Raw genomic sequence first — 18,567 nt, 5'->3', positions numbered from 1 at the left:
GACCTGCGATCAACAGCGGGTCTTTTTTCATGTTTATCTCTGTTTAAAGCGGGTGGTCACTTTATTTCGTTTGCGGTCTCTATATAAAATAAAGCCAGCGACTACGTAAAGACCTCCCCCTAAAAAAACCAACCCTGCAATTCCTTGCAGCCATAAAAATGGAAATGGTGAAATGATGATACCGAAAACAGTGTCACGCAGCAGCTTAATTCCAAGTGCAGCAAGCGCGCCAGGTATTAAAATAATCACTAATGCAAGTATTCTCCCCATCAAATGTCCCCTTAAACGTCATTTACTTCCATTGTCTAATTCAAAAAATATTTTGTCAAGAAAGGAAAACGTGGTAATATAAGAGTTGTGCAATTTTTTGCAACGGAAAAATATGGTGTGCAAATTTTTTCATATAAAGGGGTAACGGGATGCAGAGAGTCTTGATTGTCGGTGCAGGACAGGGTGGATCAGCATTGCTTGAAACATTGCTGAAAACAAATATGATTCAAATCGTTGCAATCGCCGACCTTGATCTTGGGGCACCGGGGATGGTAGAAGCGAAAAAAAATGGAATTGATACGACAACGGATTGGAAAGAATACATAAAAGATGACATTGATATCATCATTGAAACAACGGGCAGTTCAGCTGTCCTTAAAGAACTGATGGAAGAAAAAGCAGAGCAGTCTGTCATTGTTCCAAGTTCGATGGCATACGTCATTTCAGAATTAATGTCAGAAAAGCATCAGCTCATTCAAATATTAAAAGAACAAACCTATAAACATGACCGCATTTTTAATGCAACGAACGACGGCATGATTTTTATTAATATGGATGAAGAAGTTGTTCTGTTTAATCGATCGGCTGCCAAAATGGTTGGACGTTCGCAAAAAGATGCGATTGGCCGGCACATACGTGAAGTGATCCCAAATACAAAACTCCCCGATATTTTAAGATCGAGGGAGCCAGAATTTCATCAAAAACAATTTCTGAATCAGCAAATACAAATTGTCACAACGCGTTTGCCGATTATTGACGACGCAGGAAGAATGCTAGGCGCTCTATCCATTTTTAAAGATATTACAGATGCAGTGGAACTTGCAGAAGAAGTCACAAACCTCAAAGAAGTGCGCACGATGCTTGAGGCGATCATTCAATCATCAGATGAAGCGATATCCGTCGTAGATGAGCAGGGGAAAGGAATTTTAATTAACAGAGCTTATACGAAAATGACGGGATTAACAGACAAAGAGGTTGTGGGCAAACCTGCGGGTGCGGATATTTCTGAAGGGGAAAGCATGCATTTAAAGGTGCTTGAAACAAGAAGGCCAGTTCGAGGCGTCAGAATGAAAGTCGGACCTAATAAGAAGGATGTGATTGTCAACGTAGCACCAGTGATCGTTGATGGCATTTTAAAAGGCAGTGTCGGCGTCATTCATGACGTATCAGAAATTCAATCACTCACGAATGAATTAAATAAAGCAAGACAGCTCATCCGAACACTTGAGGCAAAGTACACTTTTGAAGACATTATTGGAGAAAGTGAGCAAATGCTTGTAGCGCTTGAGCAGGCAAAGCTAGGGGCTAAAACACCAGCCACTATTTTACTCAGGGGAGAGTCAGGTACTGGAAAAGAGCTATTTGCGCACGCTATACACAATGAAAGTGACCGGAAATATAATCGCTTTGTGAGAGTCAACTGTGCTGCCTTATCAGAAACACTTTTAGAGTCAGAGCTTTTTGGCTACGAGGAAGGTGCATTTTCTGGTGCGAGGCGCGGCGGGAAGAAAGGGCTGTTTGAAGAAGCGAATCATGGCAGTATCTTTTTAGATGAAATTGGTGAAATGACGCCAAGTACACAAGCAAAGTTATTACGCGTCATGCAGGAGAAAGAAATTGTGAGAGTAGGCGGAACAAAAGCGATACCAGTTGATGTGCGTGTGATTACCGCAACAAATGTCAACATTGAAAAAGCGATGGCGGAAGGAAAGTTCAGAGAGGACTTATATTATCGGATGAACAGATATCCGATCTCCATTCCGCCTCTAAGGCAGCGCCTTGAAGATATTGACTCATTAAGCAAACGTCTTATTCAGAAAATCAATTTAGACTATGGTCGAAATGTGAGCGGCTTAACAGAAGGTGCGCTCGATAGACTTCGGTCTTACAGCTGGCCTGGAAACGTGAGAGAACTGGAAAATGTCCTTGGACGAGCCATGATCTTTTTGAATCCGCAAGAAGAATGGATCGATGAAGATCATATTTCCTTCATGGAGTCAGAAGAGCAGGAAGAAAAAGAGCAGCAGGAACTAGCTGTCAGTCAATTTGAGGGAGAGACTCTTTCGGATGCTGTTGAAGCGTTTGAAACGCAGCTGATTAAACAAACCCTTGAAAAGCATCAATTCAACCGTACGAAAACAGCGAAAACATTAGGGATTAGCATTCGTAACCTTTACTATAAAATGGATAAATATCAACTTGCAAAAGATAGCATGCAATAAAATGCACGTTACCTGCAAAAAATTGCACGTATCTCATGCGAAATGCCTCATTTCACTGCATTTTAAGCTGGCATAGAACTTGCATATGAAAACCATGAACCCGAGCATAAGGAAAGGTGGGCATATATGAAGCTTGACGATCTGATTATGAAAGCCGCCCAGTTGCAGAATAAAACTGCTGCTGTGGCTCATGCAGAAGACGAAGAAGTGCTTCATGCCATTAAAATGGCAATTGAACGCAAGGTCGCTCGCTTCCTGCTGGTTGGGAACAAACGCAACCTGAAGGAGCTGGTGAAACAGCATGAGATCAATGAAGACTGGATAGATATTATTCATTCGGATTCTCCTGAAGAATCAGCCAAGATTGCCGTGCAGGCAGTGAGCGAGAAGCATGCAGATATATTGATGAAGGGGCATGTCACGACAGCCGTTCTTTTAAAAGCGGTGCTGAATAAAGAGTACGGGCTGCGGACGGCGAGTGTTCTATCACATGTCGCGGCATTCGAAGTGCCGGGCTTTGATCGTTTTATTTATGTCACAGATTCTGCGATGAACATCGCGCCGGATTTAAACATGTTCAAAGAGATCACGATCAATGCTGTTCAAGTAGCACAAGCTGTCGGAAACGACATGCCAAAGGTGGCTGTGTTATCTGCGGTAGAGGTTGTGAACCCGGCAATGGATTCCACTTTGACAGCGGCAAGCCTGGCGCAAATGAATAGGCGAGGGCAAATTTCTGGCTGCCTCATTGACGGGCCACTTGCTTTAGACAATGCCATTTCTCAAACAGCAGCTTCTCATAAAAATATTACGAGTGATGTCGCCGGTCATGCAGATATTTTGCTTGTGCCAACGATTGAAGCAGGAAACATTCTTTATAAATCTCTCATCTACTTTGCGCATGCAAAGGTGGGAGCTGTGGTGGCAGGAGCGAAGGCGCCGATTGCTTTAACAAGCCGGTCGGATACAGCTGAAAGTAAGCTTTATTCAATTGCACTTGCCATCTGTACATCAAATTAAGCGAAAGTCATAGGAGGAATAAACAATGGAACTTTTTAAATATATGGAACGATACGATTATGAACAGCTTGTATTTTGTCAGGATGAACAATCTGGCTTAAAAGCGATTATTGCCATTCATGATACAACACTTGGGCCAGCACTAGGCGGGACAAGAATGTGGACGTATGAAAACGAAGAAGCAGCGATTGAAGATGCGCTTCGTCTAGCAAGAGGGATGACTTATAAAAACGCAGCAGCAGGTCTGAATCTTGGCGGCGGTAAAACAGTCATCATCGGTGATCCAAGAAAAGATAAAAATGAAGAAATGTTCCGTGCATTTGGACGCTACATCCAAGGATTAAATGGCCGCTATATCACAGCGGAGGATGTCGGTACAACGGTAGAAGACATGGATCTGATTCATGAAGAAACAGACTTTGTGACAGGTATTTCTCCTGCATTTGGTTCATCAGGAAACCCGTCTCCTGTTACAGCTTACGGTGTATACAAAGGGATGAAAGCTGCTGCCAAAGCGGCATTTGGAACCGATTCATTAGAAGGAAAAACGATTGCAGTCCAAGGTGTTGGGAATGTGGCCTACAATTTGTGTAAACATCTGCACGAGGAAGGCGCACAGCTGATTGTCACAGATATCAACAAAGACTCTGTAAAACGAGCTGTAGAAGACTTTGGCGCAAAAGCAGTAGACCCTGACGACATTTATGATCAAGCATGTGATATTTATGCACCATGTGCACTTGGTGCAACGATCAATGATGTAACGATTCCTAAGCTGAAAGCAAAGGTCATCGCAGGTGCAGCGAATAACCAGCTGAGAGAAACGCATCACGGCGACCTGATTCATGAAATGGGCATAGTGTATGCACCTGATTATGTGATCAATGCAGGCGGTGTGATTAACGTAGCTGATGAGCTTTATGGCTATAATGCAGATCGTGCGATGAAAAAGGTAGAAGGTATTTACCAAAACATTGAACGCGTGATTGAAATTTCAAACCGTGATGCCATTCCAACTTATAAAGCGGCAGACCGATTGGCGGAGGAGCGAATTGAAAGAATGCGTAAATCTAGAAGTCAATTCCTGCAAAATGGTCAACATATTTTAAGTCGTCGCTAATTTGAAGAATGAGTTGAAACGGAGGTTTTGTTTTTGCTGACAAAAGAATGGCGTATTCTCACAATTAATCCTGGCTCTACTTCAACAAAAATCGGTGTGTTTCACAATGAACGATCTATTTTTGAAACGACACTGAGACATACAGATGAGGAATTAAAGACATTCCCTCATATCATTGATCAGTTTTCATTTCGTAAAGAAACAATCCTGAAGACGCTGCATGAACAAGGGATGAACATCTCAAAGTTTGATGCAGTTTGTGCGCGCGGCGGTCTACTTCGTCCGATTGAAGGCGGCACATATGAAGTCAATGAGCAAATGGTGCAAGACCTGAAAGAAGGATATGCCGGCCAGCATGCATCAAATTTGGGGGGTATCATTGCACGAGAAATTGCACTAGGTTTGAACATCCCAGCTTTTATTGTCGATCCAGTTGTGGTGGATGAGCTAAAACCAATTGCTCGTATTTCAGGGCTGCCAACGATTGAAAGAAAAAGCATCTTCCATGCATTAAACCAAAAAGCAGTCGCAAGAAAAACAGCTGCATCCTTTGGGAAGCGCTACGAAGATTTGAATATGATTATTACCCATATGGGCGGCGGCATCACCATTGGTGTCCATGAAAAAGGAAAAGTCATTGATGTCAATAATGGACTCCATGGTGAAGGACCTTTCAGCCCGGAGCGCGCGGGGACACTGCCAACAGGTGACCTCGTCAATCTTTGCTTTTCTGGTGAGTACAGCCAAGAGGAAATGCTGAAACGCATTATTGGTGAAGGTGGTCTTGCGGGCTACCTTGGTACGACAGATGCTGTGAAAGTTGAGCGCATGATTGAAGCAGGCGATGAACGGGCGGCGCTGATTTATGAAGCGATGTGCTATCAAATTGCCAAGGAAATCGGTGCGGCTAGTGCTGTCCTAAAGGGTGCAGTTGACGTTATTGTGTTAACAGGCGGACTTGCGTACAGCAAACAAATTACATCAAGTATTAGAGGTCACATTGACTGGATTTCAGATGTTGTCGTCTATCCAGGCGAAAATGAACTGCAATCCTTAGCAGAAGGTGCACTTCGTATTTTAAAAGAAGAAGAATCTCCGAAAGAATACCCAAATGATCAAGAGATGAAGAAAGGAGTGACAAGTCATGGCAACTGAATATGACCTCGTCATTCTTGGTGGAGGCACAGGCGGCTATGTAGCGGCCATTCGTGCCTCACAGCTTGGATTGAAAACAGCAGTTGTAGAAAAAGAAAAGCTTGGCGGAACATGTCTCCATAAAGGATGCATTCCGTCTAAAGCGCTGCTTAGAAGTGCTGAAGTCTATCAAACCGTCAAACGTGCTGCTGATTTTGGCGTTGAGGCAAATGGCATCGCCTTGCAGTTTGCAAGTGTGCAGAAAAGAAAAGCAGAGATTGTAGAGAAACTAGCAGGCGGCGTCAAACATTTAATGAAACAAGGGAAAATTGATGTCTATGAAGGGATCGGCCGCATCCTTGGTCCATCTATCTTTTCGCCAATGCCAGGAACCATTTCCGTAGAAATGGCAAATGGAGATGAAAATGAAATGCTTATTCCAAAGCAGGTCATCATTGCGACTGGTTCAAGACCGCGTGTGCTGCCTGGACTTGAAGCAGATGGGACGCACATTCTTACATCAGATGATGCACTAGAACTGCCAGAGCTTCCGCAGTCGATGCTCATTGTCGGCGGCGGGGTAATCGGAATCGAGTGGGCTTCTATGCTCAATGATTTTGGTGTGAAGGTGACGGTGATTGAATTTGCAGACCGCATATTGCCAACAGAGGATCATGACATTTCTAAAGAAATGGAAAAGCTTTTATCTAAAAAAGGCATCACCTTTGTGACAAATGCGAAAGTACTGCCAGATACCGTCAAAAAGCAAGAGAATCTCGTGACGATTCAAGCAGAAAAGGATGGAGACATTCAGACGTTTGAAGCGGAAAAACTTCTTCTATCAGTCGGTAGAGTACCAAATATTGAAGGCATTGGTCTTGAAAACACGGACATCCAAACAGAAAAACAAGGCATTGTCGTGAATGAACATTATCAAACGAAAGAATCACATATTTATGCAATAGGAGATGTCATTGGCGGGCTTCAGCTGGCACATGTGGCATCACACGAAGGCATGATTGCTGTGGAGCATATGGCTGGGCAAGATCCAAAGCCGCTCGATGAAACGCTCGTTTCTAAATGTGTTTACTCTCACCCGGAAACCGCTAGTGTTGGACTCACTGAACAAGCGGCAAAAGAGCAAGGCTTCGAAGTCAAAATGGGGAAATTTCCATTCATGGCGATCGGAAAAGCACTTGTATACGGGGAGTCTGATGGATTCGTCAAAATCATTGCTGATCAAAAGACAGATGATATTTTAGGGATTCATATGATTGGTCCTCATGTCACAGATATGATATCTGAAGCTGGATTAGCCAAAGTACTTGATGCAACGCCGTGGGAAGTCGGGCAGACAATTCACCCGCACCCAACCTTATCAGAGGCGATTGGCGAGGCTGCCCTTGCTGTTGACGGGAAAGCGATCCATTTTTAATCAAGGAGGGAAATAAGATGAGTAACATGCGTCATCATGAATTAGGATTATCTGATGAACAAGCAATTGATATATATAGAACAATGCTTCTAGCAAGAAAAATTGATGAACGGATGTGGCTTTTAAACCGTTCTGGTAAAATTCCATTCGTCATTTCTTGTCAAGGGCAGGAAGCGCAGCAAGTCGGTGCTGCTTTCGCTCTTAATAGAGAAGAGGATTACGTCTTACCTTACTACCGTGATATGGGGGTTGTCCTCGCATTTGGAATGACAGCAAAAGATTTAATGATGTCAGGTTTCGCAAAACAAGACGATCCAAACTCAGGCGGAAGACAGATGCCAGGGCATTTTGGACAGAAATCAAATCGAATTGTGACAGGATCTTCACCTGTTACAACGCAGGTTCCTCATGCAGTGGGGATCGCACTTGCTGGACGACTAGATCAAAAAAACTTTGTCAGCTTTGTTACGTTTGGGGAGGGCTCTTCAAACCAAGGTGATTTCCACGAAGGTGCTAACTTCGCTGCTGTGCATAAGCTGCCTGTTATTTTCATGTGTGAAAATAATAAGTACGCGATTTCCGTACCTTATGACAAACAAGTAGCATGTGAACGCATTTCAGACCGTGCGATTGGGTACGGAATGCCTGGCGTAACTGTTGATGGCAATGATCCGCTTGAAGTATATGCCGCTGTCAAAGAAGCGAGAGACCGTGCGGCAAGAGGCGAAGGACCAACGTTGATTGAAACGATCTCTTACCGTTTAACTGCGCATTCAAGTGATGACGATGATTCAAGCTATCGAGAAAAAGAAGAAGTGCTTGAAGCGAGAAAGAAAGATCCGCTCATCCAATATGAAACGTATTTAACCGAAGGAAACGTCATGACTTCAGAAATGAAAGAAGAGATGACAAAAGAAATCATGCAAATCGTAAACGAAGCTACTGATGAAGCGGAAAACGCTGCTTATGCTGATGCTGAAAGCGCACTTCGTTACGTGTATGCGGAGTAAGGGGGAAGAAAAATGCCTGTTATGTCATATATAGACGCCATTACACTGGCGATGAAAGAAGAAATGGAGCGAGATCCGAAAGTGTTTGTGCTCGGAGAGGATGTCGGGAAAAAGGGCGGCGTATTTAAGGCGACAGCGGGTCTCTATGAGCAATTCGGAGAAGCGCGCGTCATGGATACACCTCTTGCAGAATCAGCCATTGCTGGTGTAGGGATTGGAGCCGCGATGTATGGAATGCGCCCAATTGCTGAGATGCAATTTGCGGATTTTATCATGCCTGCCATTAACCAAATCATTTCAGAGGCTGCGAAAATTAGATACCGCTCAAATAACGATTGGAGCTGTCCGATGGTCATCCGTGCACCTTATGGGGGCGGAGTTCACGGGGCGCTTTATCATTCACAATCAGTTGAAGCGATTTTTGCCAACCAGCCTGGTTTGAAGATTGTCATGCCTTCTACACCTTATGATGTAAAAGGTCTTTTAAAAGCTGCGGTGCGAGATCCAGATCCTGTATTGTTCTTTGAACACAAACGTGCCTACCGTCTCATTAAAGGAGAAGTGCCTGAAGAGGATTACACACTCCCTATTGGAAAAGCAGATGTGAAACGTGAAGGCGATGATATCACGGTCATTACATATGGCCTCTGCGTCCATTTTGCGCTGCAAGCAGCAGACCGCCTTGCAAAAGACGGCATTTCTGCGCATATTCTCGATTTGAGAACAGTGTACCCGCTTGATCAGGAAGCCATTATTGAAGCGGCATCAAAAACAGGCAAAGTGCTTCTTCTAACGGAAGATACAAAAGAGGGCAGCATCATGAGTGAGGTAGCGGCGATCATATCAGAGCATTGCTTATTTGATTTAGACGCACCAATCAAACGTCTAGCTGGACCAGAAATCCCGGCAATGCCTTATGCACCGACGATGGAAAAATTCTTTATGGTCAACCCAGATAAGGTAGAAGCTGAAATGAGAGAGCTAGCGGCGTTTTAAGAAAGAGGAGGGTTTCAAGTGGCAATTGAACAAATGAAAATGCCTCAGTTAGGTGAAAGTGTAACAGAAGGAACCATCAGCAAATGGCTCGTTTCACCTGGCGATCATGTGAATAAATACGATCCTATTGCGGAAGTCATGACGGATAAAGTGAACGCAGAAGTCCCGTCATCTTTTACAGGAACGATAACAAAGCTATCAGCTGAAGAAGGCGATACACTGCAAGTAGGAGAAGTGTTCTGTGAAATTGAAGTAGAAGGCAGCTCGCAGCAAAGTGCGAAAGAAGAAGCCGCACCTGAGCAAAGTGAAGCTCCCGAAGCAGATCAAGCAAAAGAGAATCAAAGTCAAAAAAAACGCTACTCTCCAGCAGTCCTTCGTTTAGCTGATGAGCACAGCATTGATTTAGCGGCAGTGCAAGGAACGGGAGCAGGCGGACGAATTACAAGAAAAGATTTACTACAGCTTATTGAAAGCGGCGGCATGCAAGAGAAGGCAGCACCTGTCACTGAACAGGCGGTCAAGCCAGAGCCTGTGCAGCCATCAAAACCAAAAGCGGCTCCTTCCATCTCTACAATGCCTGGTGATGTTGAACTGCCAGTCACGCCAATCAGGCAGGCGATTGCGGCAAATATGCTGAGAAGCAAACATGAAATTCCGCATGCATGGACGATGATGGAAGTTGATGTAACAAACCTTGTGACTAGAAGAAATCAGCTCAAGGACCAATTTAAAGCAAAAGAAGGCTTTAATTTGACGTTCTTTGCGTTCTTTGTCAAAGCAGTGGCTCAGGGCTTAAAGGAATTCCCGGAAATGAACAGCATGTGGGCTGGAGATAAAATTGTGCAAAAGAAAGCAATCAATGTCTCGATTGCTGTTGCCACTGATGACGCTCTTTTTGTTCCAGTTATTAAGGATGCAGATGAAAAAACGATTAAAGGCATCGCCAAGGAAATTCATGAGCTTGCTTCCAAGGTGAGACAAGGTACGCTGAAGCAAAGCGACATGGAAGGCGGCACCTTTACTGTAAACAACACGGGATCATTTGGTTCAGTACAATCTATGGGAATCATCAATTATCCGCAAGCGGCGATTTTACAAGTAGAATCGATCGTGAAGCGTCCGGTGATTGTAAATGGTATGATTGCAGCAAGAGACATGGTTAACCTTTGTCTTTCATTAGATCACAGAGTACTTGATGGTCTTGTATGCGGCAGATTCCTTCAACGGATTAAACAAATCCTTGAAGGCATTGACGAGCAGACATCTGTTTACTAAAACAAGAATGTCCCCCTCCCGCTATGGAGAGGGGGATTTCCCCATGATGAGAAAGGAGCGATGATATGTCTGGACTAGACTTTTTTGCATTTTTAACGATTGGACTCATGTTTATCACAGCAATTGCGTTCGCTTTTCTTCGATATATTTCTAAATCACGCAATCATCCTGAAAGATTACTACTGATCATATCAATCGTTTCTATTATTAAAGTTTTGTATTGCTTGCTGCTTGTCGGTGGATTTAAAGGAGCAGCGAATAGCCTTTTAGGAATTTCTCTTCTTACCGGAACGCTGCTCGGATATGCACTTGAATATTTATACAGACGCTATATCAAAAAAACGCCCGAAAAAGAATGATCTCGGGCGTTTTCTTTATTCTGCTGGAACAATAAAGGTCAAATGCTGTTTTAACACTTCTAAAGAAGCTGGTGCTGTCATATACACTTCGCCATCTGTATCAGCATCCATTTCCTCTTTTGTGTGGATCTGAATACTGGATGCTTGAATGAGAGAGAGGTCGCCGGTGAAATCCTCCAGTTCTTCCCGGTTCATAGAAAAGATCTCTTTTAGAGCAGAGAAGCTCGTATTTCTGCAAATTAAGATTTCTGCTTTTCCATCATCAATCGCTGCTCTCGGCAAATCAATTTTATTTGTCCCGATGAAATGTCCATTCATAACAAGAACGATGACGGCTTCTTCTTCCCAGCTTTCCTCCTCTGTTTCAACTCGTACGTGAAAAGGATCTGTTTGCTGCAAGGTGCGCAGGGCACTTGTGAAGTAGCTGATTTTGCCGAGTACAGCTTTTTCCTTATCATTAATATTGTTGGACGTGTCTGCAATGAGGCCGATGCCCCAAAAGTTTAACAAGTATCGATCTTCTGCCTTGATTAAGTCGACCTTTTTTTCTACGCCGTCTACAATCATTTGAGCGGCTTTCTGCATTTGTTGCGGAATACCAAGCGTTCTAGAAAAGTCATTGCATGTCCCGCCTGGTAAAATCGCTACAGCTGGCCTTTTTTCTAAACCACCGATGCCATTCATACATTCATGCACGGTTCCATCTCCGCCTAATATGATAAGTAATTCTATCGTCTCATCAATTGTACGACAGAATTCATAAGCATCATTTGGCTGCTTTGTTGGTTTAAGAATGAGTTCATCAATATGTAGAGAAAGAAGAGGTACTGTTTGACCGAGAACTTTTTCCATGTTTTTTTGTCCAGCATTTCCATTATAAATGAGCATCGCTTTTTTAAATTGTGCCATCACGCAGTTCTCCCTTTCATCTCTTTATCATCACTTTTCCCCAATTTTGCGGCGTATAAACGATGTTCAGAAAAAGTGTGGAATGAAAAGACAACACATTTGCCCGCAGGCGTTTTCCTTGATATGATGTTGTTAAAATGGTTTTGGCATGCTAAAGGAGTGGACGGACAATGAATATTGATTTTAATTTATTTATGAATGATATTGTGAAACAAGCGAGAGAAGAGATCAAACAGGCTGGCTATACTGAGCTTACATCAGCTGAGGAAGTGGATGAAGCCTTGTCTAAAGAAGGCACGGCACTTGTCATGGTGAATTCAGTATGCGGATGTGCTGGCGGTATTGCAAGACCAGCTGCAGGCTATTCTGTTCATTACGATAAGCGCCCGGATCAATTGCTGACAGTGTTTGCTGGACAAGACAAAGAGGCAACAGCAAGAGCCCGTGAATACTTTGAAGGCTTCCCGCCATCTTCACCATCCTTTGCATTATTAAAAGATGGAAAGATCATCAAAATGGTCGAGCGTCATGAAATTGAAGGGCACGAGCCAATGGAAGTCGTGTCAAAGCTTCAAGCTGCATTCGATGAGCATTGCGAAGAAATTTAACATGTGACGTTTGAATGATGACATATAAAGCAGTCCGGTCTTTAGATCGGTCTGCTTTTTGTTTTATAAGACCATTGAATCAAAATAATTTTAGCAAAATACTATTGCATCTTAAAAAGAAAGTGTTTAAAATACATTATAGTGAATAAATATTCAAAACAATACATGATTTTAAATACTGGGAGGCATTATCTTATGAAAAAGTGGTTATTATTACTTATGACAGCTGGTCTTGCAGCTGCACTCGCAGCTTGCGGAACTTCTTCTAATAATTCAAACGCATCAGGAGATGACAAAACACTCGTTATGGCGACATCAGCAGATTATCCGCCATTTGAATCAAAAGACGGAGATAAAATTGTCGGCTTTGATGTTGATCTTGCTACAGCACTAGCGAAAAAGAACGGCTACAAGCTAGAAATTCAAGATATGGATTTTGCAAGCCTTGTATCAGCTCTTAAAACAAATAAAGCTGATATCGTCCTTGCAGGCATGACCCCTACAGAAAAACGTAAAAAACAATTAGATTTCTCTGATGTTTATTACAATGCTAAAAACTTAGTTGTCTCAAAGAAATCTAGCGGAATGAAAACAGAGAAAGACTTAAAAGATAAAACAGTCGGCGTTCAATTAGGTTCAATTCAGCAGGATGAAGCAAACGGTTTGCAAAAGAAATATAACTTAAAAGTGGAAGACCGTAATAAAATCTCTGATATCATTCAAGAAATCAAAGCAGGTCGTTTTGATGCAGCCATTATTGAAGATAAAGTAGCTGCTGGTTATTTGAAAAAAGAAAAAGACTTCCAAGCATTTGGATTGAATAGTTCAAATGAAGGTTCAGCCATTGCATTCAAGAAAAATAGCGACTTAACAGCTAAATTTAATAAATCATTAAAAGAAATGCAAGACAATGGCGAACTTGATAAATTAATTAAAAAATGGTTTGCTGATGAAAAATAAGTCAGGAAAAGGATCAGCGTCATTCACGAAAATCCAGTAGAAAGCGCTGAAAAGTTCAACTCATGTTGAACTTTTTTCCTGTTTTATTTTTTGATTTCGTATGAAGGCATAAAAAAGGAGACTGTCATGTTAGATTTTAAAGATGTAATACCTCAGATGCCCTTTATTTTAGAAGGGCTTAAGGTCACACTTTCTATTGTAGTGGTATCACTTTTTCTTGGATTTATCTTAGGGATTTTATTAACGCTTTGCAAAATTAGTGTATTTAAGCCGCTCATTTGGCTTGCGGATTTTTATACATCCATCTTCCGAGGCACACCGCTTGTGCTTCAATTGCTCATTATTTATTTCGGTCTGCCTCAGCTTCTCGGGTTTCAAATCGATCAATACTGGGCTGCTGTAGCGGCATTTTCACTAAACTCTGCTGCATACGTATCTGAAATTATTCGTGCTGGTATTAATGCCATTGATAAAGGTCAAAAAGAAGCAGCCGTTGCTTTAGGCATCCCTTATGCTAAAATGATGAAGGACTTATTGCTTCCGCAGGCATTTAAAAATATTTCACCTGCACTTGTGAACGAAACGATTACACTGACAAAAGAATCAGCAATTGTAACAGTCATTGGACTGGGAGATGTCATGAGACGAGCCTATCAAGCAGGTGCCGTCACGTATAATTATCTTGAACCGCTTATTTTTGCGGGTCTCATCTATTATGTCATCGTGCTTGTTCTCACCTTTGTCGGCAAATCGGTGGAAAGGAAGTTAAAATCAAATGATTAACATAGAGAAACTCACAAAATCTTTTGGTAAAAATGAAGTATTAAAAGGGATTGACACCACCATTAAAGAAGGGGAAGTTGTCGCAGTCATTGGACCATCTGGTTCAGGAAAATCGACGTTTCTTCGCTGCATCAACTTGCTTGAAAAGCCGACTTCTGGTGTCATTACGATTCAGGATACCGAAATCACAAACCCAAAAACCAATGCACTCAAAGTGCGTGAGAACATCGGAATGGTGTTTCAGCATTTTCATTTGTTTCCGCATAAAACGGTGCTGGAAAATATCACATATGCGCCAATGAATGTGAAGAATCAATCGAAGGAAGACAGCATCAAACAAGCTGAAGATCTGCTGAAAAAGGTAGGGCTTTTAGAGAAAAAAGATGATTTTCCGAACCGCTTGTCAGGTGGTCAAAAGCAGCGTGTCGCAATTGCACGTGCGCTTGCGATGACACCAGACATCATGCTGTTTGACGAGCCAACGTCTGCACTAGATCCAGAAATGGTCAAGGAAGTGCTAGAGGTCATGAAAGAGCTGGCTCAATCTGGAATGACGCTTGTGATCGTCACACATGAAATGGGCTTTGCAAAAGAAGTGGCTGACCGCGTGATCTTTATGGACGATGGGAAAATTGTAGAGGATGCAAACCCTGTGCAATTCTTTGAATCACCGTCGTCACAGCGCGCGAAAGATTTCTTGCAAAAAATATTATAAAGAAAAAAGAGAGGGAGACTTAACATCTCCTTCTTTTTTTGATTATAATGGGTAAAGTAAAAAAGTTCATCATTTCACAATAAGTGAATAGAAACAAGACAGAAAAGAGTGACTCACATCATGTTTAAAATCGGTTACCGAACGCTGAAAACAGCATTAGGAACAGCGATCGCCATTTATATTGCGCAACTGCTTGGCCTTCAAAATTATTCCGCTGCCGGGATTATTACGATTCTGTGTATTCAGGTGACAAAGAAACGGTCGCTTCTTGCATCGGGCGCCCGCTTTGCCGCATGCAGTCTTGCCATTTTATTTTCTTATCTATTTTTCGATCTGATTGGGTATCATCCTTTTGTAATTGGTCTGATGCTGCTTGTCTTTATTCCGACAACCGTATTGCTTCGCATTAAAGAAGGGATTGTCACAAGTTCAGTCATCATCCTCCATTTATACATGTCCGGCGGGATTACCCTTCACCTCATTTGGAATGAACTGCTGCTGATTACGATTGGTGTTGGCGTGGCACTGATCATGAACCTGTATATGCCAAGTGTTGATAAAAAGCTTAAACGCTACAGCGAACAGATTGAAGCCAACTTCGCAAAAATTTTTGAGGAAATCGAACAATACTTAATGACAGGGAAACAAGACTGGACAGGCAAAGAAATACCAGAGACACATCAATTGATTAAAGAAGCAAAAGCTCTTGCATATCGTGATGTTGAAAACCATGTGTTAAGACATGAAAACCTGTATTATCATTATTTCAATATGAGGCAAAAGCAATTCGAAATCATCGAGCGTGTGCTTCCGAAGATCACGTCCATTTCCATTACAACAGAGCATGGACAAATCATTGCGGAATACATTAGAGACTTACGTGAACATATTCACCCAGGGAACACGGCACATAAGTTCTTAAGGCGCCTCATTGATATGAAAGAAGAGTTCGATAAGCTACCGCTGCCGCAAACAAGAGAAGAGTTTGAGGCAAGAGCTGCACTGTTTCATTTCCTTGGAGAAATGGAACAATATTTAGTACTGAAAAGCTATTTTAAAGGGATGAAAGAATAGAGACGCATGAGTTCCTCCTTCATTGGTCAATCTAATGAAAAAAGGAGGAGCCTATGCGTCTTTTAATTTATACCGTATTGACCATGTCCCTTTCACCAATCTGGCCGCTCGGACAAAACCCGCTTCCAGGAGACCCGTATGTCATTATTAATAAACAAACAAATGAACTTGCCTATATTGATCAAGGGAAAATCCAAAAAATATATCCTGCTTCAACAGGGAAAACGTCAGATTTAACGCCAGAAGGGGAATTTACCATTATGATCAAAGCGAAAGATCCCTATTACAGAAAAAAGAATATCGAAGGCGGTGCGAAGAATAACCCTCTCGGCAGAAGATGGATTGGATTTGATGCACGAGGAACAGATGGCAGAACATACGGAATTCATGGGACGAGTGACGAAACAACGATTGGGAAATTTATCACGGCAGGATGTGTGAGACTTCATAATCACGATGTAGAGCTTCTATTTGACCAGCTTCCGGTTGGGACAAAAGTATGGATTACAACATCAAGCGATTCATTTGAAAAGCTTGCCAAAGACAAACAGGCCATTCGTTGATTGAACGAATCACCTGCTTGTCTGCTTTTATTGAAATCTTATAAAAAGGTTGCCGCTCCTGCTAAAAGTGAAGATATTAGCAGCAGGCTAATCATGAGCAATACCATGAATTTCATCATTTTCTGAGACATATCGCACCCCTATAACCGAAGATTTTTTGCGACGAACGCACCTTTCTTTATTCTAGCTCGTTTTTTCAAATGCGACAAGTGATCAACAAAGGAAGTGAACGGATGAATCAAATCGACCATATTGCCATTGCAGTCTTTTCTATAAAAAATACATCTCGCATTCTTCAACAGCTGTTTAACTGGCATTTTTCAGACATACAAGAGATTCCTGAACAGGAGGTTAAAGCGTCTTTCGCTTCACTTGATCATGTGCACATTGAATTAATTGAACCGATGTCCGGCAGCAGCAAACTACATACCTTTTTAACCAAAAGGGGAGAGGGACTTCATCATATTGCGTTAAAGTCAGGTGACATACAGGCGGACCTTAACCGTCTTGATCATCTTGGCGTGGAGCTTCTCCAACAATCAGCACAGATAGGCGCGAGCGGGAAGCGGATTGCATTTATTTCACCGAAAGAAACGTCCGGTGTGTTATTTGAATTGTGCGAGCCCTTGAAAGGAGAGGAGCATGGCAATGAATGAATCGTTCAATGATTTGGCGAAATGGCGCGAAAAAGCATTCATGGGCGGTGGCATGAAACGTGCAGCTGCGCACCGGAACAAAGGAAAACTATCGGTTCGTCAGCGGCTGCATGAACTTCTTGACGAGGGCAGCTTCATGGAAATTCAAGCATTTGCAACAGGCAGCATGTCAGAGCATGTCGGTGATGGCGTCGTCACTGGAACTGGACTCATTCATGGAAGGCCAGTATGTGTTTATGCACAAGATGCAACAGTGCATGGAGGGTCTTTAGGCGAAATACATGCTAAAAAAATTGCTTCTCTCATGGATCTCGCAGCTAAGAATCAGATGCCGGTCATCGGTCTAAAAGACTCAGGTGGTGCGAGAATTCAAGAGGGTGTGGTATCATTAGAAGGATACGGACAGATCTTTAAACGGAATGTGCTGTACTCCGGTCAAATCCCGCAAATATCCGTTATTTTAGGTTCTTGTGCTGGAGGAGCAGTCTATTCTCCTGCCTTGACCGATTTTGTGTTCATGACAGAACAGACAGCTCATATGTTTTTAACAGGTCCGAAAGTCATAGAGAAGGCAACAGGAGAAACGGTCTGTCCTGACCGTCTTGGCGGTGCAAGTGTCCAGCATCAGACAAGCGGGAATGTGCACTATACTGGGAAAGATGAGAAAGACGTGTTAAAAGCGGTTCGAACACTTTTAACGTACATACCAACGAAACAACAGACTGTCATGGATGCGAAAACGAGTGAGCAAGACGCAGCTGATCCAGGCAGCATCTTGCCAAAGGATCCATCACGCACCTATGATGTCAAACAAGTGGTGACAGCCATCATCGATTCAGGCTCATTCTTTGAGACGCAGCCTTGTTTCTCAAAAAATATCGTCACAGGGTTTGCGAAATTACAAGGGGCTTCAATTGGTGTAGTTGCCAATCAACCAAAGGTGCTGGCAGGAAGCCTTGACCTTGATGCGGCTGATAAAGCGGCTAGGTTTATTCGATTTTGCGATGCGTTTCATATTCCGATCTTAACGCTTGTAGACGTCCCTGGTTTTTTACCAGGTGAGAAAGCCGAGCATGCGGGAATTATCCGTCACGGTGCAAAGCTTTTATATGCATACGCTGAAGCGACCGTTCCAAAAATCACAGTGATTTTAAGAAAGGCGTTTGGCGGAGCATATGTCGCAATGAATAGCAAGGGCTTAGGCGCTGATTTTGTTTATGCATGGCCAGCGGCAGAAATTGATGTGATGGGGAAAATGTTCGCAGACGAAATCGTTCATCCTGATTCGCGCGAGGTTGAAACGAAGCCAAGTGTATTAAAAGCGGCTCAGGCAGGGCTGATAGACGATATTTTTATGCCGTCTGAAACGAGAGAACGATTGATTCGCTCATTTGATTTGCTTCGCAGGAAGGAAGAAGAAAGACCGTTAAAAAAGCATGGCAACATGCCGCTATAAGA

Annotated in this window: 20 protein-coding genes; 17 read left to right on the top strand and 3 right to left on the bottom strand. The window is 42.7% G+C overall.

Features of this window, described 5'->3' with window-relative positions; all coding sequences use genetic code 11:
* Positions 1-33: 33 nt before the first annotated feature.
* On the bottom strand, positions 34-270 hold the full coding sequence (locus tag SB660_RS07775; protein WP_144462757.1) for a DUF2627 domain-containing protein: 237 nt from the start codon (positions 268-270) through the stop codon (positions 34-36).
* 149 nt (positions 271-419) lie between these two features.
* Between SB660_RS07775 and SB660_RS07770 the strand changes: the two genes are divergently transcribed.
* The 9 genes from SB660_RS07770 (at position 420) to SB660_RS07730 (ending at position 10,841) form a co-directional block, all read left to right on the top strand.
* On the top strand, positions 420-2,492 hold the full coding sequence (locus SB660_RS07770; RefSeq protein ID WP_339163052.1) for a sigma 54-interacting transcriptional regulator: 2,073 nt from the start codon (positions 420-422) through the stop codon (positions 2,490-2,492).
* 72 nt (positions 2,493-2,564) lie between these two features.
* Positions 2,565-3,512 (top strand): phosphate butyryltransferase, encoded by a 948-nt coding sequence (gene yqiS, locus SB660_RS07765; protein ID WP_339165790.1) that lies wholly within the window; start codon positions 2,565-2,567, stop codon positions 3,510-3,512.
* A gap of 25 nt (positions 3,513-3,537) precedes the next feature.
* Positions 3,538-4,632: a branched-chain amino acid dehydrogenase gene (gene bcd, locus SB660_RS07760; protein ID WP_003215658.1), complete on the top strand. Its 1,095-nt coding sequence runs from the start codon at positions 3,538-3,540 to the stop codon at positions 4,630-4,632.
* A 33-nt stretch (positions 4,633-4,665) separates the two neighbouring features.
* A complete protein-coding gene (gene buk, locus SB660_RS07755) occupies positions 4,666-5,787 on the top strand; it encodes a butyrate kinase (protein ID WP_058014720.1) in 1,122 nt (373 codons plus the stop codon).
* On the top strand, positions 5,777-7,201 hold the full coding sequence (gene lpdA / locus SB660_RS07750; protein ID WP_169057022.1) for a dihydrolipoyl dehydrogenase: 1,425 nt from the start codon (positions 5,777-5,779) through the stop codon (positions 7,199-7,201). Before buk ends, lpdA begins: the two co-directional genes overlap by 11 nt.
* A 17-nt stretch (positions 7,202-7,218) precedes the next feature.
* On the top strand, positions 7,219-8,211 hold the full coding sequence (locus tag SB660_RS07745) for a thiamine pyrophosphate-dependent dehydrogenase E1 component subunit alpha (RefSeq protein ID WP_050943786.1): 993 nt from the start codon (positions 7,219-7,221) through the stop codon (positions 8,209-8,211).
* A gap of 12 nt (positions 8,212-8,223) precedes the next feature.
* Positions 8,224-9,207, top strand: a complete 984-nt coding sequence (locus tag SB660_RS07740; RefSeq protein WP_003215848.1) for an alpha-ketoacid dehydrogenase subunit beta — start codon at positions 8,224-8,226, stop codon at positions 9,205-9,207.
* A gap of 18 nt (positions 9,208-9,225) precedes the next feature.
* The gene (locus tag SB660_RS07735) at positions 9,226-10,482 is read left to right on the top strand and encodes a dihydrolipoamide acetyltransferase family protein (protein WP_180310541.1); all 1,257 of its coding nucleotides are present in this window, start codon (positions 9,226-9,228) and stop codon (positions 10,480-10,482) included.
* A 65-nt stretch (positions 10,483-10,547) separates the two neighbouring features.
* Positions 10,548-10,841 carry a YesK-like family protein gene (locus SB660_RS07730; protein ID WP_410582021.1) on the top strand — a complete coding sequence of 98 codons (294 nt, stop codon included), beginning with the start codon at positions 10,548-10,550 and terminating at the stop codon, positions 10,839-10,841.
* Between the two features lie 15 nt (positions 10,842-10,856).
* Here the strand turns inward: SB660_RS07730 and SB660_RS07725 are convergent, their stop codons facing one another.
* Positions 10,857-11,750 carry a YegS/Rv2252/BmrU family lipid kinase gene (locus tag SB660_RS07725; RefSeq protein ID WP_180310542.1) on the bottom strand — a complete coding sequence of 298 codons (894 nt, stop codon included), beginning with the start codon at positions 11,748-11,750 and terminating at the stop codon, positions 10,857-10,859.
* Positions 11,751-11,920: 170 nt separating this feature from the next.
* Here SB660_RS07725 and SB660_RS07720 point away from each other — a divergent pair, with 170 nt between their 5' ends.
* From SB660_RS07720 to SB660_RS07695, 6 genes are all read left to right on the top strand, one after another.
* Positions 11,921-12,358 (top strand): BrxA/BrxB family bacilliredoxin, encoded by a 438-nt coding sequence (locus tag SB660_RS07720; RefSeq protein ID WP_169057025.1) that lies wholly within the window; start codon positions 11,921-11,923, stop codon positions 12,356-12,358.
* 195 nt (positions 12,359-12,553) lie between these two features.
* On the top strand, positions 12,554-13,318 hold the full coding sequence (locus SB660_RS07715; protein ID WP_012010505.1) for a transporter substrate-binding domain-containing protein: 765 nt from the start codon (positions 12,554-12,556) through the stop codon (positions 13,316-13,318).
* A 126-nt stretch (positions 13,319-13,444) separates the two neighbouring features.
* Complete coding sequence (gene artQ / locus SB660_RS07710; protein ID WP_003215691.1) at positions 13,445-14,101, top strand: arginine ABC transporter permease ArtQ; 657 nt, start codon at positions 13,445-13,447, stop codon at positions 14,099-14,101.
* A complete protein-coding gene (artM, locus tag SB660_RS07705) occupies positions 14,094-14,816 on the top strand; it encodes an arginine ABC transporter ATP-binding protein ArtM (protein WP_003215712.1) in 723 nt (240 codons plus the stop codon). The genes artQ and artM overlap by 8 nt, the downstream gene beginning before the upstream one ends.
* 120 nt (positions 14,817-14,936) lie before the next feature.
* The gene (locus tag SB660_RS07700; protein WP_061408485.1) at positions 14,937-15,890 is read left to right on the top strand and encodes an aromatic acid exporter family protein; all 954 of its coding nucleotides are present in this window, start codon (positions 14,937-14,939) and stop codon (positions 15,888-15,890) included.
* 53 nt (positions 15,891-15,943) lie between these two features.
* Positions 15,944-16,453, top strand: a complete 510-nt coding sequence (locus SB660_RS07695) for a L,D-transpeptidase (RefSeq protein ID WP_058014727.1) — start codon at positions 15,944-15,946, stop codon at positions 16,451-16,453.
* Between the two features lie 38 nt (positions 16,454-16,491).
* Here the strand turns inward: SB660_RS07695 and SB660_RS07690 are convergent, their stop codons facing one another.
* Positions 16,492-16,572, bottom strand: a complete 81-nt coding sequence (locus tag SB660_RS07690) for a hypothetical protein (RefSeq protein WP_257736823.1) — start codon at positions 16,570-16,572, stop codon at positions 16,492-16,494.
* Between the two features lie 114 nt (positions 16,573-16,686).
* Between SB660_RS07690 and mce the strand changes: the two genes are divergently transcribed.
* Both mce and SB660_RS07680 read left to right on the top strand, forming a co-directional pair.
* A complete protein-coding gene (mce, locus tag SB660_RS07685) occupies positions 16,687-17,109 on the top strand; it encodes a methylmalonyl-CoA epimerase (protein ID WP_180310544.1) in 423 nt (140 codons plus the stop codon).
* Complete coding sequence (locus SB660_RS07680) at positions 17,096-18,565, top strand: acyl-CoA carboxylase subunit beta (RefSeq protein WP_410582016.1); 1,470 nt, start codon at positions 17,096-17,098, stop codon at positions 18,563-18,565. Before mce ends, SB660_RS07680 begins: the two co-directional genes overlap by 14 nt.
* Positions 18,566-18,567: the final 2 nt, after the last annotated feature.

It is taken from the genome of Bacillus sp. SIMBA_005 (genome assembly GCF_046535585.1).
Taxonomy (GTDB): domain Bacteria; phylum Bacillota; class Bacilli; order Bacillales; family Bacillaceae; genus Bacillus; species Bacillus pumilus.
Note: the sequence above shows the minus strand (reverse complement) of the source record. Positions and strands in the feature narration are given on the sequence as shown.